Consider the following 21,961-nt stretch of genomic DNA (forward strand, 5'->3'; position numbering starts at 1 on the left):
CGTGGCACGCTCGTCTGGTGGCCGATGGGACCGCGAAGCTGACCCTGCTCGTCGTCGAAGACGACCGCGCGCTGAGCGCGATGCTCGTCGAGTTGTTCACCGACGAGGGATATCGGGTCGATGCCGTTTACGACGGTCAACAGGGGCTGCACCGCGGCCTGACGGCGCAATACGACGCGATGGTCGTCGATCGCGGGCTGCCGGTAATGGATGGCGTCGACCTGGTCGAGGTGCTCAGATCGCGGGGAATCACAACCCCTGTCCTCGTGCTGACCGCCCGCGGTGCGGTTGCCGATCGCGTGGCCGGACTCGACGCAGGGGCGCAGGATTACCTGGTCAAGCCATTCGAGATACCAGAACTGCTGGCCCGGATCCGCGCCCTGGTTCGACGGCCGGACGGCAACTCCACGCTGCGCGTCGACGGTCTTTGTCTGGATCGGGTGACCCGCACCGTCAGCGGCCGTCGAGTCGGCGCTGATGTCGAGTTGTCCGAGCGGGAGGCGGCGTTGCTCAGTGTCCTGATGAAGGCTCCAGGACGGATCCACACCCGCGGTCAACTGCTCAGCTCGGCGTTCGGCGGCGTCGATACCCCAGGGGTGGTCGATACCTACGTGCACTATCTACGTCGCAAACTGGGTCGAGGCATCGTGCGGACGGTCCATGGCACCGGATACCGCCTCGGAATCGAATGACGCCCGATAGCGACCTCGCCATCGTGCGCCGCGCAGGCCGGATCGCTGCCCTGCAGGCTTCGCTTGCCCTGGCAGCGGTGCTGCTGGTGGTGGGCGCGGTGGTCTTCCTCGTCGACGTGCGCATGCAGAACCAGCAGATCGCCAGCCAGCTGACCTCGGTGGCGTCGACGGCCGACGATGCGGTAGATCCGCCGCCAGGCATGCAACTCATCCTGCGTGACCAGGCAGGCGGGGTGCAGGCAAGTGCCCGAGGCTTGCCGACGGCCGATCTGCTCGAGCGCCCCGCGGGTTTCTCCGACGTTCGCATCGACGGGGTGTCGAACCGCGTTCTCGTCGCCGACAAGTCCGAAGGCAGGGTGGTCGTGCTGCTGGCGATGGACTCATACCAGACGGCCCGCCACCGCCTGCTGCTGTCGCTCGGCGCGGCCGAACTCGCCGGAATCCTTGCCTCGATCGCGGTCGTCGTCCTGCTTTCGAGACGTTCCCTGCGGCCGCTTACCGAGGCATTGGCGATGCAGCGACGCTTCGTCGCCGATGCCTCGCACGAACTTCGAGCGCCGCTGACGGTGCTGCACACCAGGATTCAGTTGCTCGCCCGCCGGTTCGACGACGGCGACGCCCACCACGCCAAGACAGAGGTCGACGCTCTCGCCGCCGACACCAGGGCGTTGGGCGAGGTGATCGAGGATCTTCTGGCCTCGGCTTCGATGTCCAGAAACGATATTTCTCGGGTTCGGGTCGATGTATCGGCCCTCGTCGATGAGGTTCACCACAGCATGGTCGAGCACGCACAATCAGCCGGGGTGAACCTCATCGTTACGCCGACCACCGACACCGCTGGAACAGGTTTGGCCGTCATGGGATCTGCTGCGGCACTGCGGCGTGCCCTGACCTCGCTGGTCGACAACGCCCTTGCCCACGAACACGTCGGCGGGACCGTGGAGATCCACCTTGGCCGCCGGGGACCCGACGTCCTCATCGAGGTCCGCGACGACGGGGTCGGCGTCGATCCCGACATGACGGAAACACTGTTCGCAAGGTTCGCCCACGGTCAGAGTCATACCTCGACGGCGGGTCGTGAACGTTACGGAATCGGGCTTGCGCTCGTCGGAGAAATCGTGCGCGCACACCGCGGCGACATCGGCGTCACGCAGACGCCCGGCGGCGGAGCGACGTTCTGGCTCACCCTGCCAAGCGCGCAGTCGGTCTAGAAGCCGACGCTCGCGGCCAAGCGCAGTGCCCAGCATTCTCGGTCAGCCGAATGCCAATGACGCTGCCAGCGCAATCACGCAGGCCAGTACGACCGCCGTGGTCAGCGCATAGGCGACCGAGCCCGCTTTGCCCACTTTGAACGCGCCCATCAGGTCTTCGTCGCGGCCGATGCCGATCATCACCAGAAGCAGAGGGATCAACAGCACGGCGTTGAGGATCTGCGTAGCAACCAGGATCGTGACCAACGGCGCGTTGGGGATCATGACGAGCGAAGCGCCCAGCACCGTGACGAGTCCAAACGTGACATAGAACGTCTTGGCTTCGCTGTACGGATCATCCAGTGCGGCTTCGAAACCCGCGTATTCGCACACCGAATAGGCGGTCGACAGCGGCAGCAGGGATGCGGCGAGAAGAGCCGCACCGATCAGACCGACGGCGAAGAGGGTGGACGCCGCACCGCCCGCGAGCGGTTGCAGCGCCACCGCGGCATCGGTGGCGTCGTTGATTGAGCGGCCCTCGCGGTGCAGGGTGGCGGCACACGCGATGACAACGAAGAAGCCGATGATGCCGGTGAGCACAGCTCCTGTGACGACGTCGATGCGCTCCAGCTTCAAATCCTCTGTCCGCAGTTTCTTGTCGACGGCGTAGGACTGGATGAATGACAACCCCCACGGTGCGAGGGTGGTTCCGACGGTGGCGGTGACGATGGCGATCGCGTCAGCGTTGACGGGCATCGTTGGCACAACCAGACCATGGGCGGCGGAACCCCAGTCGGGATGAGCAAGAAAGCCCGAGGCGATGTAGGCCAGAAACACCGTCGACAACAACAGCAGAAGATGCTCGACCCGGTGGAAGCTCCCGCGCAGCACGAGGACTGAGACGATCAGGGCGGCGGCTGGAACGCTGAAGTAGCGGCCGATCCCGAACAACTCGAAACCCGCCGCTATGCCGGCAAATTCGGCGCAAGTCGTGCCGACGTTGGCAACGACGAGGGCGGCAAGGACGGCACCGCCAAGCCGGACCCCGTAGCGTTGGCGCACCAGACCGATCAAGCCCTGGCCCGTGACAACCCCGGTACGGGCCGCAAGGGCGTGGAACATCACAAGCGCGACGGTGGACAGCAAGAGTACCCAGAGAAGCTGGTAGCCGTAGTCGGCTCCAAGCACCGAGTACGTGGTGATGCCTGCTGGATCGTCGTCGGACAGGCCGGCAAGAAGTCCAGGCCCGACAACGGCCAGCAAGGCGCCGAGCGTCAGCCCGCGACGCTTCACGGCCCTGGCTCCCGCAGCGCGTGGCGGCGGCGCGGCCAGACCCGCGAGCGCAGGAAATGGCGGTCGCGCAAGGCCGATGGCGCACCGGACATCGCACGAAGAATCCGCTCACCGACCGCTGGGTGGCTGGCGCGGATCACTTCGGCGGCCAGATCGGGGCCCTTGGCGGCAAGCACTTCGGTGGCGGCCTCAATGTCGAGCCGCGCGATGAGGGCCGCCAAGCCGCGCACATCCAACAGGTGGATGGCCGAGCGTGGGGTTGCCAGTTGGACGGCATGCCCGCGTTCTGAGGTCAGGTGCAGATCAGTCCAGGCGACGACATCGCCCCGCGCCCGCGACGCCACCTTTCCCAGGCCGAGACGCCGCAGCACCGCGCCGAAGCCCACTTCGACGCCGACGAGTTCCAAGCGGCGATTGGGGCGGTGAGCGAGCACCACATCGGCGACGCGGGCGAGTCGCTGCCCGGCGATGTCGACGATCTGCGTGTCGAGAACGTCACGCATCAGCCAAATTTCATCGAGGTGCAGCGCGTCATGGACGGAGGCAACGGCGAAATCAGCTCCGTTCGAGGTCAATTCGATGGCATTGGGCTTGAAGGCCTTGACAGTCTCCCAAGGCACCAACAAGTCCAGCTCATGTTTGCGCCGCACCAGAATTCGTTCGACGAGCGCGGCCATTTCGTCTACGCCGAGGCCGGCCGTCATGTCGGCGACACGGCCGAGCACACGACCATCCGAACCTCGCACGTCGAGGCCGGCAATTCTGCTGAGCAACAGCACGACAGCAGCATGCCCCAATAGCCGCTTGAAGATCGGCGAAAAGGTGTCTATCGCTGTGTCAGGTGACCGTCGCCGGTGGAAACCCGCACAACTGCCTTCTCCGCGAGTACTTCGTGCCCTTGGCTGCTGCAGCAGCAGGCGTAGTCGGTCAGGACGCTGACGTCACTACTCCGCTAGGGGGTTTGGTGGCAATGCGGCCACCGTCGGGGTGTCGACGCCCACCCGCCCGACGCCCTCAGCGCCACCAGGTGCGCCCAGCGGCTCGGCACGGCCCGGCAGCACGGATTGGAAGAACGCCGCGTTGTCGGCGAGGTGCCAAAGCTCGTCGTCGGGCAGGTCGGTCTCGTACTCGATTGCCTCGAGCCTGCAGACCAACTTGCATGCGCCGCAATCCACGCACTCGTCGGGGTTGATGTACAGGGAGCGTGCGCCTTCGTATATGCAGTCCGCCGGACACTCCATGACACACGACTTGTCCATCACGTCAACGCACGCAGAGCCGATCACATAGGTCATGACACGACGATAGAAAATGTCTGCGGCATGGCAGGGGAGGCAAACGGCACCATCAGAAGTGACTTTCGTCCTCTGACAGGCTACCCACGCAGAACGGGGCGCAGCGCGTGCAGGATGTCGGGGTCCTCGATCGTCGAGGGTGGCGGCTCCTCATGTCCGTGGGCGATAGAGCGCATCGCCTTGCGTAAGATCTTGCCGGAGCGAGTCTTTGGTAATGCGGCGACAACGTCCACCTGTTTCAGGCACGCAACGGCACCGATCTCGTCACGAACCAGCTTTACCAACTCGGCGGCAAGGCCCGCCGGTGACACACCGTCCTGCAGGACAACGAATCCACGAGGGATCTGCCCCTTGATCTCGTCGGCGACCCCGATAACCGCGCATTCCGCGACCGCCGGGTGCGACGCCAGCACGGCTTCCATCTGACCTGTGGACAGTCGGTGTCCCGCCACGTTGATGACGTCGTCGATGCGGCCCATGACGAACAGGTATCCGTCCTCGTCGACGTATCCGCCGTCACCGGTCAGGTAGTAGCCGGGATGTTCGCACAGATAGGACGACTCGAACCGGGCATCGTCATTCCACAGCGTCGGGAAGGTTCCCGGCGGCAGCGGCAGCGTCAGGCAGATCGCGCCCTCCTCTCCGGTCGCGCAGCCGGTTCCGTCGGCGTGCAGAATGGCGATCTCATAGCCCGGCATGGCCACCGCGGGTGATCCCGGCTTTATCGACATCGGCTCGATACCCATTGGATTGGCGGCGATCGCCCATCCGGTTTCTGTCTGCCACCAGTGATCGATGACCGGGATCCCCAGCTTCTCGGTCGCCCAGTGATAAGTGTCCGGGTCGAGTCGCTCCCCGGCAAAGAACAGCGATTTCAGGCAATCGAGGTTGTAGCGGGTCAGCCAGACGCCGTTGGGATCCTCTTTGCGGATCGCTCGGATCGCAGTCGGGGCGGTGAACAACGCCTTGACGCGATGTTCGGCGATCACCCGCCAGAATGCACCGGGATCGGGTGTGCCAACGGGCTTTCCCTCGTACAGCACCGTCGTAGCGCCTGCGAGCAGCGGTCCGTACACGATGTACGAGTGCCCGACCACCCAACCGACGTCGGAGGCGGCCCAAAAGGTGTCACCCGGATCGATGCCGTAGATGTGCCGCATGCTCCAAAGCAATGCCACAGCATGACCGCCGTTGTCGCGCACGATTCCCTTTGGCTTACCCGTCGTTCCCGACGTGTAGAGGATGTAGAGGGGATCGGTGGCAGCGACCGGCACCGGGGGGGTGGCTACCGCATCGGCCACGACGTCGTCCCAGTCAAGGTCCCGCCCGTCAACGAGGTTGCATCGCAGCTGGTCTCGCTGCACAACGACGCAGTGACGCGGGGGATGGCTGCTGGCGGTAATCGCGGCGTCGAGCATCGGCTTGTACTCGACCACTCGACTCGGCTCGATACCGCATGACGCGGTCACGATCACCACGGGTTGGGCGTCGTCGATCCGCGCCGCCAGTTCGTGCGCCGCGAATCCTCCGAAGACCACCGAATGAACCGCCCCGATGCGCGCGCAGGCCAGCATCGCGATGACAGCCTCGGGGATCATCGGCATGTAGATGACCACACGGTCACCCTTGGCAACCCCCAAGCTGCGCAGCGCACCCGCGAAACGCGAAGTGACATCGAGCAGCTCGCCATAGCTATAGGTGTGCAAGGTTCCGGTCACCGGCGAGTCGTAGATCAGCGCCGCCTGTTCCGCGCGGCCCGCTTCGACATGACGGTCCAAGGCGTTGGCGCAGGTATTCAGTTCGGCATCGGGAAACCATCGGTAGAACGGCGGTGTGCTGTCATCGAGGATCTGTTGCGGTGGCCGACCCCAGCTGACCTCTCGCGCCGCCTCCCGCCAGAAGCCTGCGGGGTCGCTCAGGCTCGACTGGTAGACGTCGCGGTAGCGGCTCATGTCGATGCACCCCTGCCTGGTGAGGGGCGAACCTCGAAGACTTCGGACAGCGGTTTGCGTGGGGTGGCGGCAGGCTCCTCGTCCGCCACGGGCGCCCGTCCGATCCTGATCAGTAGCTGCGGGGTGCCACGCTGGCCTGTCAGCTCCCTGACGATCTCGCGGCTTTGTGCGAGCTCGGTCATGTGGGTGAGCGTGCAGGTCGCCAATCCGGCTGCCGTGCACTCGAGAAGCACTGAAGACAGCGCCTCCCCACAGCGCAGCACATCCAGCCGAGCATCTTCGTGATGGGTGGACAGGACAACGATTCTCGAGCGGTCGAAGTCGACGTGTTCGCCCCCGTTGCCTGCCTTCGACGCTGGAAATGTACGACCGACATCGACGTGGCCGGCCACCACCGCGGACGTCAAAGCGGATCTTGGGATCCCATCTCCGGTGTCGGAAGGTGAGGTCCACCAACCCAACTCGGCGGTGTAGGACGGGTCGTACTCGCGGATCGCTTCTGTGAGGCGCGACGCGTTGGCAAGCGATGGCCGAGCGTGGTCGAGAACCACGTCGAACATCACCTGGTAGGGAATGACGGTTTGCCGCAGGTAAGTTTCGAATTCCGGCCAGTCGGCCGGAGGCATGAAGGGTCTGCGGTCAGTACGACGCCTGCCAATGGCTGATGCGCGCGCCCCGACGTCCTCGGTCGTCGCCATCGCAGAGCTGTGGAAGTCCACCGTCGCCACATGGAGGGGATTGTCGGCGTCGGGGAATCGGTGCACGTTCGCGTGCCAGCCCGACGCGGCCATGGCCACGGTCAGGTGATCCAACGCAGCACCGCAGCTCAGATAGATCTCGCGGCCTTCCGGGTCCGCCGCTGTCATAACCCGTGTCAGGTCCGCGAACAGGTGAAGTGCCGGCCCCTCGGCAACCCAGTGCCACGGCTGGCTGTTGTGCAGAGACGGAGCGCGGCAGGCCAAGCGCACGGCTTCCCGGATCACCGCGGAGTCCGGCATCGTCTCGGTCATTCCACATGCCTTTGGTCGACGGGTCGGTATCACCGTTCACTCTTGTGCATCCGGCCAGCCGCCGGTTGCAGGCCAAAGCCCCCGCATTGAGGGACTTTGGTCCCCAGCGTCCGCTGCGCTGCGCAACTACGTTTCGTTCAGCGCCAAATGCATTGGCGACTAACCAGCGCGGGAGAAACTGCTGATGAATGTCTTGGACCTGTCACGATGGCAGTTCGGTATCACCACCGTCTATCACTTCATCTTCGTTCCGCTGACCATCGGACTGGCACCGCTGCTGGCGATCATGCAGACGGCCTGGGTCGTGACAGACAATCCTGCGTGGTACCGGCTGACCAGGTTCTTCGGCAAGCTGTTCCTGATCAACTTCGCCCTCGGAGTGGCTACCGGCATCGTGCAGGAGTTCCAGTTCGGGATGAACTGGAGCGAGTACTCACGCTTCGTCGGCGACATCTTCGGCGCCCCGCTTGCCATGGAAGGCCTTGTCGCGTTCTTCTTCGAGTCGACGTTTATCGGCCTGTGGATATTCGGATGGGATCGTCTTCCGAAAAGGGTCCACCTCACCTGTATCTGGATCGTGGCGTTCGGGGTGAATGCCTCGGCATTCTTCATCATTTCGGCCAACTCTTTCATGCAGCATCCGGTGGGCGCGCACTTCAATCCCGCGACCGGTCGCGCCGAGCTCACCAGCATCTGGGCGCTGTTCACCAACAACACGGGCCTCGCCGCGTTCGCGCATGTGATTGCCGGCTCATTGTTGACCGCGGGAACGTTCGTGGCAGGCATCAGCGCCTGGTGGATGGTCCGCGCGAAGAGCGGAGACGATGCAAGGACGATGTACCGGCCCGCGAGCATCCTGGGCTGTGTGGTGGCGGTGTTGGCGACCGGCGCGCTGCTCTTCACAGGAGACACCCAGGGCAAGCTGATGTTCGTCCAGCAGCCGATGAAGATGGCCTCCGCGGAGTCGTTGTGCCACACCGAAACCGACCCCGACTTCTCCATTCTGACTGTCGGCACGCACAATAACTGCGATAGCGTGACGCACGTTCTCGATGTGCCTACGGTGCTTCCGTTCCTGGCGGAAGGGAAGACCAGCGGCGTCACCCTCAAGGGTGTTAACGACCTACAGAGGGAATACCAAACTCGTTTCGGCCCAGGGGATTACCGCCCCAACCTTTTCGTCAGTTACTGGGCGTTCCGGGCAATGATCGGATTGTTGTTGATCCCGGTGCTGTTCGCTCTGACGGTACTGTGGGCGACCCGCGGTGGGCGCACACCCGAATCGAAATGGCTCGCGTGGTTCGCCCTGTTGGCGATCCCCATGCCGTTTCTGGCCAACAGCGCGGGCTGGGTGTTCACCGAGATGGGCCGCCAACCGTGGATCGTCGCGCCGAATCCGACCGGCGATCCGATGGTGCACCTGACGGTGCAGCAGGGGGTGTCCGACCACAACGCCGCGACCGTCATCGTGTCACTGGTCACCTTCACCGCGATCTACGCGGTGCTTGCGGTGATCTGGTTCTACTTGATGAAGCGCTACACCGTCGAGGGTCCGCAGGAACACGACTCCGAGTTGGCGCCAGCCACCACTCCCGGCGACGACGACGTCGCTCCGCTGTCGTTCGCGTACTGACCTACGAAAGGACCTGACACTCATGGGCTTACAGGAATTCTGGTTCATTCTCGTCGCGGTGCTGTTCTTGGGCTTCTTCATCCTGGAGGGCTTCGACTTCGGGGTCGGCATGCTGATGGAGCCGTTCGGACGGGTGGCCACCGGCGATCCCGAACAGCACCGGAGGGCAGTGTTGAACACCATCGGGCCGGTGTGGGACGGCAACGAAGTCTGGCTGCTGACCGCGGGCGGGGCCATGTTCGCGGCCTATCCGGGCTGGTATGCCACCGTTTTCTCCACGCTGTATCTGCCACTGCTTGTCATCCTTTTCGGGATGATCGTCCGGGTCGTCGCCATCGAGTGGCGAGGCAAGATCGACGACCCGCGGTGGCGTCGCTGGGCGGATCTCGCGATCGCCGTCGGTTCATGGCTGCCCGCCGTGCTGTGGGGAACCGCGTTCGCCATCCTGGTGCAGGGGCTTCCCATCGACGCCGACAATCATGTGCAGTTGTCGGTCACCGACGTGCTGAATGTCTATACGTTGCTCGGCGGGTTGGCCACGTGTGGATTGTTCCTGCTACACGGTGCGGTGTACGTGGCGCTGAAAACCGAAGGCCCCGTGCGCGATGACGCGTTTCGGTTCGCGGTGTGGCTGTCGATTCCCGTGGTGGTCCTCGTCGGTGCGTTCGGAGTGTGGACCCAATTGGCGCACGGAAAGACTTGGACGTGGCTGTTGCTGGCCGTGGCTGTGATCGCGCTCCTGACGGCGGTCGGACTGATGCGGTCGGGCCGTGGCGAGGGTCGGGCGTTCGTCGCGACGACCACGGTGGTGGCCGCGGTGGTGGTGATGCTGTTCGGCTGCCTCTATCCCAACCTGGTGCCGTCGACCATCGACCCGGCATACAGCCTGACCATCTACAACGCGTCGTCAAGTCACTACACGTTGACCGTCATGACCTGGGCGGCGGTGCTGACCGCACCGGTGGTGGTCGGATATCAGGCGTGGTCGTATTGGGTGTTCCGGCAGCGGATCTCGGCGCATCGCATCCCGTCTTCGGTCGGCTTGGCAACCCGCGCGTCATGAGCCGCACCGGCGGTCCTGTCGATCCACGCTTGATGCGCAGGAGCGTCTCGATGCGTCGTTTCCTGGCGGCGACGGTGGCGGCAGGCGCGGCGACGACCGGCCTGACGATCGCGTCGGCGATCGTGCTCGCGCACATCGTCGCCGGTGTTATCACCGATCCGGCGAAGCGCAGCCCACACGTGTGGACGACGGCCCTTGCGGTGCTCGCGGTGCTCTGGATCGCCCGCGCCGCGGTGAGCTGGGCCGGCGTCCGATTGAGTCAGCGCGGGGCGACGGCGGTCATCACCGAGCTCGGCGGCCAACTCCTGCATGACGTCACGAATCGGTCGCCTCGCGAAGCCGCGGCCGACCGGGACGAAGCGGGCGCCGTCATCACTCGCGGCCTGGACGCATTGCGACCGTACTTCACCGCCTATCTGCCTGCGCTGGTCCTCTCCGCGCTGCTCACCCCGGCGGCGGTCGTCGTCATCTCCGTCTACGACCTTCGGTCTGCCCTGATCGTTGCGGTGGCGCTGCCGTTGGTTCCGCTGTTCATGATCCTGATCGGATTGGCGACGCGCGACCGATCCGCCGCAGCATTGGCGGCGATGGGTGTGCTCCAAGCGCGGCTGCTCGATCTGGTGGCGGGGATCCCCACATTGCGCGCCTTGGGTCGTGCCAGTGGACCGGCCGCGCGAATCGCGGAAATCAGTGCCGCGCATCGCAGGACGACGATGTCGACACTGCGGATCGCCTTCCTTTCGGCCTTGGTGCTGGAGTTGATCGCCACCCTCGGTGTCGCGCTGGTCGCCGTGAGCGTAGGTCTGCGTCTGGTGTATGGCGAGATGAGCCTTGTGGCAGGACTCACGGCACTGCTGCTCGCACCGGAAGTCTTCTGGCCGCTGCGGCGCGTCGGTGTCGAGTTCCACGCCGCTGCCGCTGGAAAGGCCGCTGCGGAAAGGGCTTTCGAACTTCTCGACGAGTCGCCAGAGCCACCGGCGGATTCGTCGACAGTCGATGCGAGGGGCGCTCGAATCGAGATCGACGGGCTCAGTGTGGCAGGCCGCGACGGGGTGCGCCCGCATGGCTTGTGCGCAGACATCGAGCCGGGCCGCATCACGGTGCTCGCCGGGCCCAATGGCTCGGGAAAAAGCACGGCCCTGCAAGCAATTCTGGGAATTATCGAACCGACGTCGGGCTGTGTGCGGGTGGCTGGTGTGGATGTGGCGTCGCTGCAACCCCGGCAGTGGTGGTCCCAGGTCGCGTGGTTGGCGCAGCGTCCCGCCTTGATCGCAGGCTCTGTCGCAGAGAACCTCAACCTGTTCGGCGAACTGAATGATCCGCTGGGCGCCTGCGCGCAAGCCGGTTTCGACGAGGTGATCGCCGGGCTACCCGACGGCCTGCTCACGGTGCTCGGACCGGGCGGGGTCGGGCTGTCCGCCGGCCAGCGCCAACGGCTCGGCCTTGCCCGGGCGCTGGGCTCGCGGGCACCCGTGTTGCTCTTGGACGAACCGACCGCGCATCTCGATGCCGAGAACGAGCAGCGCGTGCTTGCGGCGCTGGCGCAGCGGGCCGACGCGGGGACGACCGTTGTCCTGACGGGGCACCGTCGCGCGGTCCTGGATGCGGCCCACTCAGTGGTGATGGTGGGGGAGGGCGCTGATGTCTACCGCTGAGACGCTGCGCGCCGCGTTGACATTGCTCCGGCCGCGGATGGGACGGTTCCTGCAGGCCGTCTTTTTTGGTGCCGCATCGCTGGGAAGCGCGCTCGCGCTCGCCGCCCTGTCGGCGTGGCTGATCACGCGCGCCTGGCAGATGCCTCCCGTCCTCGACCTCGGCGTGGCGGTGGTCGCGGTTCGTGCTCTCGGGATCTCGCGAGCGATCTTCGGATACTGCCAACGGCTGGCCAGCCACGACAGCGCATTGCGTTCGGCAGGCTCCATGCGCGAACGGCTCTACGACCGGTTGGCTCGTGGGCCCGTCGACAACGCGATGCGTCTGCGCAGCGGACAGCTCGTCACGCGGCTCGGCGGCGACGTCGACCAGTTGTCAGACCTGCTGGTGCGGGCGGTGCTGCCGATCGCCGTGGCCGGGGTGCTCGGGGTCACCGCTGTGGCGGCGGTGGCCACGATATCGCCGACGGTGGCCGCCCTGCTGGCCGCGTGTTTGGCCGTGGCGGGGATCGCGGCGCCGTGGCTGGCAGGCCGCGCCGTCGTGTCGAGTGAGCGCCTGGCCGCGCAGCACCGCCAAGAGCGCGACATCGCGGCGATGACCGCGCTCGAGCACGCCGATCAGCTGCGGGTAGCCGGCCGATTGCCCGCCGTCATCGCCGATGTCGCTACACGCCAGACGGAGTGGGGTCGCGTCGAAGACGCGGCAGCACGGCCGGCCGCGCTCGCGGCAGCAGCTCAGGCGTTGGCGATCGGGGTCGCGGTAGTCGGCGCGACGGTAGCCGGAATCAGCCTGTCGACCGTGGCCGCACCCACGACAGTCGCCGTGCTGATGCTGTTGCCGCTGTCGGCGTTCGAGGCTACGGGTGCGTTGCCCGCCGCGGCCGTGACATTGGTTCGGGCCCGCCTTTCGGCTCAGCGACTGACCGAACTCGTTGCGCCACCGCGCCACACCATCGCCAAGCAGGCAAAGAGCGCCCCTCCGGCGAGCCAGCGGCTCGAAGCGCGCGCGCTGGTCAGTGGATTCTCGGAGTCGACGGAAATCGGACCACTGGACCTCAACCTGCCGACAGGGGCACGGATAGCGGTGGTCGGACCGAGCGGCGCAGGGAAGACGGCGCTGCTCATGACGCTGGCCGGGCTACTCGCCCCACGCAACGGTGTGGTGGAACTCGGCGGGACGTCGCTGGATGCCATGGCCGAGGATGAATTGCGTTCGTGGGTAACATATTTTGCCGACGATGCGCATGTCTTCGCCACCACCGTTGGCGACAACCTGCGGGTCGCCCGCGGTGCCGCGACCGACGGTGAACTCATGGACGCCCTGAGCCGCGTGGGACTGTCGGAGTGGGTCCGCGCATTGTCCGACGGTTTGAGGACGATCCTCGTCGGCGGCGCAGATGCGCTGTCGGCCGGGCAGCGTCGGCGACTGCTGCTCGCCAGGGCGCTGCTCGTGTCCAGCCCGATCATCGTGTTGGACGAGCCGACCGAGAACCTAGACGCCGCAGACTCCGATGCGTTCCTGCGGGCTCTGCTCTCCAATGAGGGCGACCTCTTCAACGCGTCGCGCACGGTGGTCGTGGCCAGCCACCAATTGCCCGCCGACCTTGCATGCCTGCGGCTGGCAATCACCCCCGAAGGCCGAAAGAATCTGTCGTCGAGTACCTTTGACCCTTCGGAAAGGCGAGTCCGGCAACCAGTCTGATGGTATGTCAGATTGCCATCATCACGACGTACTCATCCAGCTCGGATCTGAGCACCGCGCACTGCGGCGGCTCATACCCGACGTCTACCGCGGCTTCGCCGCCATGTCGGACGCGGCACTCACAGAGGGCGCGCTGAGTTGCAAGGTCAAGGAGCTGATGGCGATGGCCATCGGAGTTGTGCACGGCTGCGACGGGTGCATCGCATCGCATGCCAGGGGCGCCGCCCGCAATGGCGCGACGGCGCAGGAGGCTGCAGAAGCCATCGGCGTCAGCATCCTGATGCACGGCGGCCCGGCCACGATCTATGGCGCTCGAGCGCTGGCGGCGTTCAACGAGTTCGCCCAAGACCGGGTGGGTTCGTAAGGGGTTCTACAACCGGTCTCATGTACGCAGATTGAAAGTGGGAGTCATGAAAAGCAATGTCGGACAACGAACCAGAGCCTTCGCCCGCGTACTCGGACCGTTCTTTACCATCATCACCGTCGTGGTGATACTGCGTGCGTCGGATATGCGACAGCTGCTGACGGAGTTCACCGCGAGCGACGTGTGGCCCTGGGTGACAGGTGCCTTCATCCTGATGGGTGGCATCGCCATCGTTGCGTTCCATCAGTACTGGCGAGGAGCACCCGCGATCATCGTCTCGGTGCTCGGGTGGCTACTCGTGGTGCGTGGAATTCTGCTCATAGCCTTTCCGAATGTCTTTGCTTCCGTGGCTGATCGAATGGTCGGTGCGACAGGCGCATGGACGGTCGCCTATATACTGATGGCTCTGATCGGGCTGTATCTGACGTACGTCGGGTGGAGGCCGGGCAAGCAGGACGATGAGTTGCACATCAGCATCGACCTCCCTCGTGCTGCCTGACCGGACAGGTTCACCGCGTGAATTGTCGGCGGACCTGTACCGTGTGTGCGCTGTCGGCGTCATCGTCATCGGGCACTGGCTCGCCGCTGCTGTGGTCTATCGGAACGGCGGTTTCGTCAGGGAGAACCCGTTGATCGAATTGCCATGGACGCACTGGCTTACCTGGATCTTCCAAGTCGTGCCGGTGTTCTTCATCGTGGCCGGCTATGCGGGCGCGGCGTCATGGACGCGCCGAGCCGAGGCGTCCTACGGTGACTGGCTCGGCAAGCGGTTGCGCACGGTCCTCGGTCCGACTTCGGCATACGTGTTGGTCGCTCTGGTCGCCGTCGGCGCCGCCGCTCTTGCCCATGTGGATGCGTCCACCGTGGCGATGAGCGGATGGGCGGTGGCGATGCACCTGTGGTTCATCCCGGTGTATGTCGTGGTGCTCGCGATGACGCCCGTCGCGGTGGCCGCACATCGGCGGTGGGGACTGCTTGCATCGGTGGCGCTGAGCATCGTCGTTGTGGCGGTGGACGCTGTCAGTGTCAGTGGCGTGCTGCCCGCCATCGGTTGGCTCAACAACCTGTTCTGCTGGCTGGCGCTCTTCCAGATCGGTGTTGCGTGGTTCTTCGGGGCCCTGCAGGGCAGTCGAGCGGTTGCGCTGGCCGTGGCCGGTGGCGCCGTTGCTGCTGTGGCGGTCGGTTTCGGCCCCTATCCGGTGAGTTTGATCGGCGTCCCCGGCCAGGTTGTACAGAACAGCGCACCACCGAGCGTCGTGATGCTGGCACTCGGGCTCTGGCAGGCCGGCACGCTGATCGCCATTGCTCCCGCGGTGACGCGTTGGCTGCGCCGCTCGGCTCTGCGGCGCCCGTTGGCCGCGGCCAACAAGCGGGTCATGGTGGTCTATCTGTGGCACATGATCGCCGTCGTCATAGTTGCCGTCGTGGTGTACCCGGCGGGTCTGTTTCCTGTGCCGACGCTGGGGACGGGCCCATGGTGGCTTTCGCGCTTGCTCTGGGTGGCGGTACTCGCAGTGGTGACTGCCGGCGTATTGCTGCTCGTCGGATCCGCCCGGTCGGTTTTCGCAGGCAGTTTGGTCTCTGTGCCGACACGCCTGCCGGGCAGGTACGCAGCTCCGATGGTCCTCGTCGGGGCGGGATTGGTGTCGGCTGCGTTGTGGCGCTTCAGCTTGGACGGGTTTGCGCCCTCTGGTCGCTTCGCGCTCGGCACGTCAGTTATCTATCTCGGTGGTCTCGCACTTGTCGCATTGCAGCCGTTGCGCTGCAATGCAGAAAAGGACGGTCGCCGCGGGTCTAGGGCCTTAAGTCCGTAGTGTCGCCGTCCGCCCAACGACCAAGCTTTTCGCATGACCACATTCGCCGAACCGATGGTGCACGACGAACTGAACGGTGTCGTCTCGGCGTTGTGCGCAAGATTCCCTGGGCGGCCACGAGGCGAAATCGAAACCGTGGTGGCCAAGGTGTATGCAGAGCTCGCATCAAGCGCGACGATCACCGCGCACCTGATTCCGTTGACCTTGAATCGAAGCCGACGTTTGTTGAGCGGCGCGAGGTCATGACCGCCGGGCAGCGCAGGTGTTCTCCACCGCCCCGCGCGGTGAGGTAGGTCCAGTTGTCCGCAGGGCCTTTCGGCAGTTGCTCCGGTGACCAATGCCTCCAGGGTTCACTCGACAAGCGGATCTAGCGTCAAGCACATAGTCAACAAAGCCGGTGAGCCGGTGGGCAAAGGAGAGCGAAATGACGTCGTCATCCCAGTCGGAATCGAAACCTCACGGCATCGTCCTCGGGGTCGATGGGTCCCCCGCATCACGAGTAGCGACCGACTGGGCTGCGCGCGACGCAGCGCTGCGCGGTGTGCCGTTGACCATCGTCCACGTCCTGCCTGAAGAAATCGGTCCTTGGATGGATCTACCCTCGGCGGACTACCTGGTGGACTGCGAACGACGGGGTAAGCAGATAATCGCCGATGCTCGTCAGGTCGTCGCCGATGCCGTACCAGAAGCAGACGGGCTTCAAGTCGAGTCACATATCGTTCCCGGTGTCGCGGCGCCGAAGCTGGTCGACATGTCCAACGACGCCGACATGATCGTGGTCGGCTGCCGCGGTCTTGGCGGTGTGGCGCGTCTGCTGCTTGGCTCGGTGAGTTCGGGCCTCATTCATCACGCGCATTGCCCCGTAGCCGTCATCCACGACGAAGACCCGTTGATGGATCACCCCGCGACGGCACCTGTCGCGGTCGGCATCGACGGATCCCCCGCCTCGGAATTGGCGACGGCGATTGCCTACGAAGAAGCGTCCCGCCGTGGAGTTGAACTGGTTGCGATTCATTCGTGGATCAACCGCGCCGACTTCGAGGCTGACGTGCCGCGCGATGCCTTCCAACAAAAAGCGGAAGAAGAACTTTCCGAACGTCTCGCCGGCTGGAGCGAACGCTATCCCGATGTCGTCGTTCGCCACCTGGTCGGAAAGGACAATCCAGTGCACCGGCTGCTCGAAGAATCGGAACGAGCGCAGCTGCTCGTCGTCGGCAGCCATGGATATGGCGGATTCGAGGGCGCCATCTTGGGTTCGGTGAGTTCGGCGGTCGCACAGGCGGCGCGCATGCCGGTGATCGTGGCGCGACAGTCCTGATGATTGCTGCCAACCGGCTGCTCATGTCACCGGAGTCCGGGTCTTTAGGCCCTCTTCGTGCCGACGTGGACACGGCATCCTGAAGGAGACAACGAAATTTCGGAGCGAGGTAGCAGGACCAATGAGCGCACACTTTCCCGACGCGGAGACCATCCGGTCCGCCCTGATGCTGGCGGTCCGGGCTCCATCGGTCCATAACTCGCAACCGTGGCAGTGGCGGGTAGGCGACAGAACCCTTCATCTGTACGCCAACCCGGACGTACGCCTGCCCCACACCGACCCCGACGCCCGCGACTTCGTTCTCAGCTGCGGAGCGGCGTTGCATCATTGCCAAACGGCATTTGCCGCGCTGGGCTGGCAGTCAAAGGTGCACCGATTCCCCCAGGTCGACGACCCAAATCATCTGGCGGTCATCGAGCTTCACCGCTATCCCGCCACCGAAGTCGACATCGCCCTTGCCGCCGCGATACCGCGGCGGCGCACCGACCGCAGGCATTTCTCGTCATGGCCTGTACCCCAGCGTGACATCACGATGATGGGTGCGCGAGCGGCGCGGGCCGGCGTGATGCTTCGCCGCGTTGACGCGCTCACCAGCCTCAAACACCTCATCGACGAGGCTGCGCGGGGTCACGCGAACGACTACGAGTATTTGGCTGAGTTATCCAGGTGGAGTGGACGTTACGCATCGACGGCGGGCGTGCCGGCCCGCAACGCGCCGGAGCCGGACACGGGCGCCGCTCTACCGGCTCGAGCGTTCGCGGGAGCGGTCTTGGCGCAGACGGCGGACGGGGCCTCGGCCGACGACAGCTCGGCGGTGGTAGCCCTTGGCACAGTTGAGGACGATCAACCCTCCTGGCTGCGTGCCGGCGAAGCGACCAGCGTGGTGTTGCTAACTGCTACCGCGTTAGGCCTGGCGAGTTGCCCAATCACCGAGCCGCTGGAGATTGCAGAAACCAGGGCAAAAGTCGCCGAGGATGTTTTCGGTGAGGACGGTTACCCGCAGATGCTGTTGCGTATCGGTTGGGCACCGGTCAACGCCGATCCCTTGCCTGCTACGCCGCGCAGGCCGCTTGGCGAGGTCGTGACGCGGTTGGATGGCTCGTCGTTCAGCTAGGTGTGTTGTCGGTGAGGGTGTCGAGATCAACCTCGAGGCTCAGCACGGACCCGTCACGGTGCTGGCTGATCGGCCATCCCGCATCGCTGAGTACCCGCCGCATGGCGTAGTTTTCGAACAGTACGTCGGCGACGAAGCGATGCTGACCGGAATCTTTTGCGATCTCGGCGAGGGTCCGCAACAGTGCGGTGCCAACGCCGCGGTGGTGCTGCTCATGGGCGACCACGACGGCGATCTCGGCGTAACCGGAGCGGCTCAGCTCGGAGTAGTTGGCAACGCCGATGAGGTCGCCGTCCTCGAAGGCGCCAAGCGCGACAACGCCTTTCGCGGGCGCGGTCAATGACAGCGCCCACTCGCCGATGTACGCCGGGTGAAGTGTGAAGAAGCGCATGTACCGCTCTTCGGCGTCGAGTTCGGTTGCCAGGAGGACGACAGCGTCGTAGTCATCGTGATTCAGCCGACGGACTTTCACGCCGGAACCATCGAGAAGCGTTAAGTTGGCGGTGGATTCGCCGGAAGGTGAGGTCAATGGACGACCATCACCGAGCACTCGCCGTACGGCACCAACGGTTTACCGTGTGGGCCGATGATCTGCGGGACCTTGCCTGCGTCCGCGGCACTCACCACGGCGAGCTGGACGTCTTTGCGACATCCGACGAGGAACTCGGGAAGGCCACCGCCGGTCGCGGCGGGACGGATGTGCACGTCGGGGTAGCGCTGCCGCCACGTCTCGACGTGGTGGTCGAGTTCGTCGAAAGACACGCCGGTGAGCGCACTGCTCCAGGTGGCGACGGCGAGCACCGGTGCGTGTCGCACGCGCCCCTCGTCGAGTGCACGTGTCACCAGCTGATCGTTGGCGGGGCGGTCATCAACGCCGACGACGATCCAGCCGTCGGACTTTCCTGACGGAGCCCCCGAGTGGGATCTCACGACAACCACTGGACAGTGCGCGCCTTCCGATACCGCGGCGGCCGTCGATCCGAGGATGCGCTCGGCGATCCAGCCGATTCCGACCGATCCGACGCACAACATCGATGCGGACTCAGACTCCGAGATCAGCGTGTCATCGACCGAGCCCCACAGAAGGTCAGTCTCCACCTTTACCGGCCGGCCCGACGCAATCACCGCCGATGATGCAGCACGCAAGGATGTTTCGCCGTATTCGACATCCAGGTCGTTGGACTCGCCTGACGCCGAGGCTGGTCGTGATCCGCCGATCACGTGCACAAGGCGCAGCGGCACGTCACGATCGAGGGCCTCGTCGACCGCCCACAGCGCGGCGTCGATCGCCGCCTTGGATCCGTCGATTCCAACTATCACCGGTGCAACGTTCGCCGTGCTCGACATCGGGGTCCCTTTCCAGCCGTCAGTTTTTGCTCGGTCTGATGAGGAAAACGGTATGCGCCAGGCGGCACCCCTCGATGGGGGCCATGGGCCCCTGATGCCAGGACTTTAGCCTCTCCGTTTGCGGGCGTGATGCCGACCATGATCGCAATGTCGGGATGGTTCGACCCGATGGCGATATAGGAGTCACCATGCAGACGTTCACTTTCGGTCTCGGTAGCTGGCCGCGACGCCTCGCTGCGCGCAGCCCGTTGGTGCGCGGCAGCGATCGCATCGAGGCGGTAGCGGCGCTTCTGGTTGTCGTCATTGCTCTGCTGGCCGCCCCCGTCGCGGCGGCCGCAGGCACCGTGATCCACGACAACCTCAGTCATCGATCCGCCACGGAGCGGGTCAGCCGGCATGAAGTAGCGGCGACGGTGACGGAGGACAGCACCCTGATACCCGAGCCGTTCGCGACGCCCTTTTTCGCAACGGTTCGATGGGAGTTCGGAGGCACCATGCACACTGGCGAGCTGCGCACCTCAGGCCGGGTGAAGGCGGGCGAAACAACAAGCGTATGGGTCGACAGTGACGGCCGCCGCGCATCCGCACCGATGACCGATAGCGCGGCGGCCTTGGATTCGATCGCCTGCGCGTTCGGGCTCTGGTTCTCGGCGGTGGGAGTTGCCGCCGCCGCGTGGATCGTGTTGCGGATTCGGCTCAATCGATGGCGTCACGCCGGTTGGGACCGCGAACTGCGGGACCTGGCCGACAACGACGGCCGGACCAACCGCAACGCATAGCGAAGGTGTGGTGTCATGAGCGAAAAGACCGTTGTTGTCGGCATCGATGGCAGCGATGGAGCCGTCAACGCGGCGCTCTGGGCAGGAGCCGTCGCGCTGAAGTTCGAAAGCTCACTACACATCGTGCATGCCATGCCGATTATCGGACACAACCTGACCGACGCGGCCGCAGCGATACGGGCCGCGGCCATGAGCTACCAGCGCGACTGCGCCTTGATATTTCTGCGTGAGGCGGCAGACGCGGTGCGCTCGCACTACCCGAATCTCGTTGTGACGACGGAATCAACGGACATGCAGGCTGACGAAGCGTTGATTGGGTTGGCCGGTGGTTCCCGCATGATCGTCCTGGGCAACTCGGAGGTCTCACCCGCAGGTGCCTTACTCCTCGGCTCGACGACGCTGGCCGTAGCGGCGCATGCCGACTGTCCGGTCGTGGCGTGGCGCGGGACGCACACAGCGCCGACCGACCAGCCGGTCATCGTCGGAGTGGATCGCACGCAACGCGCCGCCGTCGCACTGAACGCCGCGTTCGAGTTCGCCGACCGCTTCAAGGCGAAGCTGGCCGCAGTGCGCTCGTGGTCCATACCAGGACCGGTCGCGGCCGTAAGTAATCCGCTGATGGTCGACTGGGATGCGCGGCAAGCCGCGGAGTGGACACAGCTGACCGACATCGTCGACCGCTGCAACCAGAACCACCCTGACGTCGACGCCACATGCTTCGTCGAGCCTGCCAAACCGACCGCGGCACTGCTGCACCAGATCGACGTCGCCGGTGCCCAGTTGGTCGTCGTGTGTAGCCGCGGGCGTAACGCGCTTGCAAGCGCGGTGCTGGGGTCGACCGCTCTTGGCCTGCTGCACCACTCCACCGTCCCTGTGATGGTCTGCAGTGAAGCCGGCGGCGCACACCCACCGACCGCAGCGGTGTAGCCGAATCGAGGAGGCATCGTCATGGCCGATCGTTGCCACCAACCTGTTGTCGTCGGCGTCGACGGCTCCCGCGCCGCCCTCAACGCGGTCCGGTGGGCGACGGCCGAGGCGGTCAACCTCGACGTGCCGTTGCGCATCGTTCACGTCACACCCATCGGTGAGCAGGCATCGTGTCGTGACGCCGTGCTCGAGCGGGCAGAAGATGCCGCAATTCAGACGATGGAATCCGTTCGGCTGGATTCGGTTCTGGCCGTCGGCAATCCGGGTGATGTCCTGGTCGGCGAATCGCCGCACGCGCAGATGATGTGTGTTGGTGCTCGGGCGCGGCAATTCGCGCAATCCCCGTTGTTCGGGCCGACGGCGAGCGCACTGGCCGAACGGGCTCGGTGTCCCGTGGCGATCATCCGCAGTCGAGGCGATGGCACCGCGTCGATTGACGGCGTGGTCGCGGTGGTGCTCTCGGACGAAGCCGACAACGACGACGTGATTCACCTCGCTATGCACGAAGGTCGACTGCGTCGAGCGACCGTGCGCCAGATCGACCGGCGCACCGACAGTTGGGTGCGGCGATATCCCGACGTCGATGTCGAGACCGTCGCAGCGGGCACCGGCCACGCGGGCTTGGATGGCAAACGGCCCGCCGCTGGCGTCGGACTGGCCGTCGTGGGTGGCGCCGACGCCAATAGGATCACCGGCCTGAGGGTGCCGAACTGCCATCCCATCGCCGGGTATCCGGACTGCTCGGTCCTTTTGCTGCGCAGCTGACTCGCAGCGGTGGCCGCCCCAGTGCCCGCCTCTGGGCGACAAAGTCGCCAA

Annotated in this window: 22 protein-coding genes; 15 read left to right on the plus strand and 7 right to left on the minus strand. The window is 65.1% G+C overall.

Features of this window, described 5'->3' with window-relative positions; all coding sequences use genetic code 11:
* Positions 1-17: 17 nt before the first annotated feature.
* Entirely contained in the window at positions 18-692 is a 675-nt protein-coding gene (locus D6M19_RS06980) for a response regulator transcription factor (RefSeq protein WP_123024439.1), read from the plus strand.
* Positions 689-1,903 (plus strand): sensor histidine kinase, encoded by a 1,215-nt coding sequence (locus D6M19_RS06985; RefSeq protein ID WP_123024440.1) that lies wholly within the window; start codon positions 689-691, stop codon positions 1,901-1,903. Before D6M19_RS06980 ends, D6M19_RS06985 begins: the two co-directional genes overlap by 4 nt.
* 42 nt (positions 1,904-1,945) lie before the next feature.
* Here D6M19_RS06985 and D6M19_RS06990 read toward each other — a convergent pair whose 3' ends face one another.
* From D6M19_RS06990 to D6M19_RS07010, 5 genes are all read right to left on the minus strand, one after another.
* On the minus strand, positions 1,946-3,175 hold the full coding sequence (locus D6M19_RS06990) for an NRAMP family divalent metal transporter (RefSeq protein ID WP_123024441.1): 1,230 nt from the start codon (positions 3,173-3,175) through the stop codon (positions 1,946-1,948).
* Positions 3,172-3,954, minus strand: coding sequence for a PRC-barrel domain-containing protein (locus tag D6M19_RS06995; protein WP_123024442.1), 783 nt, complete (start codon positions 3,952-3,954; stop codon positions 3,172-3,174). Before D6M19_RS06995 ends, D6M19_RS06990 begins: the two co-directional genes overlap by 4 nt.
* Before the next feature lie 165 nt (positions 3,955-4,119).
* Positions 4,120-4,470 (minus strand): ferredoxin, encoded by a 351-nt coding sequence (fdxA, locus tag D6M19_RS07000; RefSeq protein ID WP_123024443.1) that lies wholly within the window; start codon positions 4,468-4,470, stop codon positions 4,120-4,122.
* A gap of 80 nt (positions 4,471-4,550) precedes the next feature.
* Entirely contained in the window at positions 4,551-6,422 is a 1,872-nt protein-coding gene (locus D6M19_RS07005; RefSeq protein ID WP_123024444.1) for a propionyl-CoA synthetase, read from the minus strand.
* Positions 6,419-7,432 carry an Acg family FMN-binding oxidoreductase gene (locus D6M19_RS07010; protein WP_123024445.1) on the minus strand — a complete coding sequence of 338 codons (1,014 nt, stop codon included), beginning with the start codon at positions 7,430-7,432 and terminating at the stop codon, positions 6,419-6,421. Before D6M19_RS07010 ends, D6M19_RS07005 begins: the two co-directional genes overlap by 4 nt.
* Before the next feature lie 184 nt (positions 7,433-7,616).
* On the opposite strand from D6M19_RS07010, the gene D6M19_RS07015 reads away from it, so the two are divergent.
* The 10 genes from D6M19_RS07015 to D6M19_RS07060 all read left to right on the plus strand — a co-directional run bounded on the left by D6M19_RS07015 (position 7,617) and on the right by D6M19_RS07060 (position 18,092).
* Positions 7,617-9,065: a cytochrome ubiquinol oxidase subunit I gene (locus D6M19_RS07015; protein ID WP_123024446.1), complete on the plus strand. Its 1,449-nt coding sequence runs from the start codon at positions 7,617-7,619 to the stop codon at positions 9,063-9,065.
* 22 nt (positions 9,066-9,087) lie between these two features.
* Complete coding sequence (cydB, locus tag D6M19_RS07020; protein ID WP_123024447.1) at positions 9,088-10,128, plus strand: cytochrome d ubiquinol oxidase subunit II; 1,041 nt, start codon at positions 9,088-9,090, stop codon at positions 10,126-10,128.
* Between the two features lie 50 nt (positions 10,129-10,178).
* Entirely contained in the window at positions 10,179-11,783 is a 1,605-nt protein-coding gene (gene cydD, locus D6M19_RS07025) for a thiol reductant ABC exporter subunit CydD (protein ID WP_123024513.1), read from the plus strand.
* On the plus strand, positions 11,770-13,482 hold the full coding sequence (cydC, locus tag D6M19_RS07030; protein WP_123024448.1) for a thiol reductant ABC exporter subunit CydC: 1,713 nt from the start codon (positions 11,770-11,772) through the stop codon (positions 13,480-13,482). Before cydD ends, cydC begins: the two co-directional genes overlap by 14 nt.
* Before the next feature lie 4 nt (positions 13,483-13,486).
* A complete protein-coding gene (locus tag D6M19_RS07035) occupies positions 13,487-13,846 on the plus strand; it encodes a carboxymuconolactone decarboxylase family protein (protein ID WP_123024449.1) in 360 nt (119 codons plus the stop codon).
* Positions 13,847-13,892: 46 nt separating this feature from the next.
* Positions 13,893-14,345: a hypothetical protein gene (locus D6M19_RS07040; RefSeq protein WP_123024450.1), complete on the plus strand. Its 453-nt coding sequence runs from the start codon at positions 13,893-13,895 to the stop codon at positions 14,343-14,345.
* Positions 14,305-15,660: an acyltransferase family protein gene (locus tag D6M19_RS07045; protein ID WP_123024451.1), complete on the plus strand. Its 1,356-nt coding sequence runs from the start codon at positions 14,305-14,307 to the stop codon at positions 15,658-15,660. The genes D6M19_RS07040 and D6M19_RS07045 overlap by 41 nt, the downstream gene beginning before the upstream one ends.
* A gap of 33 nt (positions 15,661-15,693) precedes the next feature.
* Positions 15,694-15,906 (plus strand): three-helix bundle dimerization domain-containing protein, encoded by a 213-nt coding sequence (locus D6M19_RS07050; RefSeq protein WP_123024452.1) that lies wholly within the window; start codon positions 15,694-15,696, stop codon positions 15,904-15,906.
* A gap of 178 nt (positions 15,907-16,084) precedes the next feature.
* A complete protein-coding gene (locus D6M19_RS07055) occupies positions 16,085-16,978 on the plus strand; it encodes a universal stress protein (RefSeq protein ID WP_123024453.1) in 894 nt (297 codons plus the stop codon).
* Between the two features lie 121 nt (positions 16,979-17,099).
* Positions 17,100-18,092: an Acg family FMN-binding oxidoreductase gene (locus D6M19_RS07060; RefSeq protein ID WP_123024454.1), complete on the plus strand. Its 993-nt coding sequence runs from the start codon at positions 17,100-17,102 to the stop codon at positions 18,090-18,092.
* Here the strand turns inward: D6M19_RS07060 and D6M19_RS07065 are convergent.
* Together D6M19_RS07065 and D6M19_RS07070 are read right to left on the minus strand one after the other, a co-directional pair.
* Positions 18,085-18,564 (minus strand): GNAT family N-acetyltransferase, encoded by a 480-nt coding sequence (locus D6M19_RS07065; RefSeq protein WP_234834732.1) that lies wholly within the window; start codon positions 18,562-18,564, stop codon positions 18,085-18,087. The two genes, D6M19_RS07060 and D6M19_RS07065, sit on opposite strands and share 8 nt — an antisense overlap.
* A 53-nt stretch (positions 18,565-18,617) precedes the next feature.
* Complete coding sequence (locus tag D6M19_RS07070; protein ID WP_123024455.1) at positions 18,618-19,439, minus strand: universal stress protein; 822 nt, start codon at positions 19,437-19,439, stop codon at positions 18,618-18,620.
* 188 nt (positions 19,440-19,627) lie between these two features.
* Between D6M19_RS07070 and D6M19_RS07075 the strand changes: the two genes are divergently transcribed.
* From D6M19_RS07075 to D6M19_RS07085, 3 genes are read left to right on the plus strand one after another with little or no spacing between them, the layout of a single operon-like run.
* A complete protein-coding gene (locus D6M19_RS07075) occupies positions 19,628-20,218 on the plus strand; it encodes an Rv1733c family protein (protein ID WP_123024456.1) in 591 nt (196 codons plus the stop codon).
* Positions 20,219-20,233: 15 nt separating this feature from the next.
* Positions 20,234-21,145 carry a universal stress protein gene (locus tag D6M19_RS07080; RefSeq protein WP_123024457.1) on the plus strand — a complete coding sequence of 304 codons (912 nt, stop codon included), beginning with the start codon at positions 20,234-20,236 and terminating at the stop codon, positions 21,143-21,145.
* A gap of 21 nt (positions 21,146-21,166) precedes the next feature.
* Entirely contained in the window at positions 21,167-21,910 is a 744-nt protein-coding gene (locus D6M19_RS07085; protein WP_123024458.1) for a universal stress protein, read from the plus strand.
* Positions 21,911-21,961: the final 51 nt, after the last annotated feature.

The sequence above is a fragment of the Mycolicibacterium stellerae genome (genome assembly GCF_003719305.1).
Lineage (GTDB): Bacteria > Actinomycetota > Actinomycetes > Mycobacteriales > Mycobacteriaceae > Mycobacterium > Mycobacterium stellerae.

Excerpts from the sequence above, each read along its gene's own strand:
- D6M19_RS07080 (WP_123024457.1), top strand. The coding sequence starts at position 20,234 with ATGAGCGAAAAGACCGTTGTTGTCGGCATCGATGGCAGCGATGGAGCC.
- D6M19_RS07010 (WP_123024445.1), bottom strand. The coding sequence starts at position 7,432 with ATGACCGAGACGATGCCGGACTCCGCGGTGATCCGGGAAGCCGTGCGC.
- cydD (WP_123024513.1), top strand. The coding sequence starts at position 10,179 with ATGCGTCGTTTCCTGGCGGCGACGGTGGCGGCAGGCGCGGCGACGACC.
- D6M19_RS07035 (WP_123024449.1), top strand. The coding sequence starts at position 13,487 with ATGTCAGATTGCCATCATCACGACGTACTCATCCAGCTCGGATCTGAG.
- D6M19_RS07015 (WP_123024446.1), top strand. The coding sequence starts at position 7,617 with ATGAATGTCTTGGACCTGTCACGATGGCAGTTCGGTATCACCACCGTC.
- fdxA (WP_123024443.1), bottom strand. The coding sequence starts at position 4,470 with ATGACCTATGTGATCGGCTCTGCGTGCGTTGACGTGATGGACAAGTCG.
- D6M19_RS07050 (WP_123024452.1), top strand. The coding sequence starts at position 15,694 with ATGACCACATTCGCCGAACCGATGGTGCACGACGAACTGAACGGTGTC.
- cydB (WP_123024447.1), top strand. The coding sequence starts at position 9,088 with ATGGGCTTACAGGAATTCTGGTTCATTCTCGTCGCGGTGCTGTTCTTG.
- D6M19_RS07075 (WP_123024456.1), top strand. The coding sequence starts at position 19,628 with ATGCAGACGTTCACTTTCGGTCTCGGTAGCTGGCCGCGACGCCTCGCT.
- D6M19_RS07085 (WP_123024458.1), top strand. The coding sequence starts at position 21,167 with ATGGCCGATCGTTGCCACCAACCTGTTGTCGTCGGCGTCGACGGCTCC.
- D6M19_RS07070 (WP_123024455.1), bottom strand. The coding sequence starts at position 19,439 with ATGTCGAGCACGGCGAACGTTGCACCGGTGATAGTTGGAATCGACGGA.
- D6M19_RS07045 (WP_123024451.1), top strand. The coding sequence starts at position 14,305 with ATGAGTTGCACATCAGCATCGACCTCCCTCGTGCTGCCTGACCGGACA.
- D6M19_RS07055 (WP_123024453.1), top strand. The coding sequence starts at position 16,085 with ATGACGTCGTCATCCCAGTCGGAATCGAAACCTCACGGCATCGTCCTC.
- D6M19_RS07005 (WP_123024444.1), bottom strand. The coding sequence starts at position 6,422 with ATGAGCCGCTACCGCGACGTCTACCAGTCGAGCCTGAGCGACCCCGCA.
- D6M19_RS07040 (WP_123024450.1), top strand. The coding sequence starts at position 13,893 with ATGAAAAGCAATGTCGGACAACGAACCAGAGCCTTCGCCCGCGTACTC.
- cydC (WP_123024448.1), top strand. The coding sequence starts at position 11,770 with ATGTCTACCGCTGAGACGCTGCGCGCCGCGTTGACATTGCTCCGGCCG.
- D6M19_RS06985 (WP_123024440.1), top strand. The coding sequence starts at position 689 with ATGACGCCCGATAGCGACCTCGCCATCGTGCGCCGCGCAGGCCGGATC.
- D6M19_RS07060 (WP_123024454.1), top strand. The coding sequence starts at position 17,100 with ATGAGCGCACACTTTCCCGACGCGGAGACCATCCGGTCCGCCCTGATG.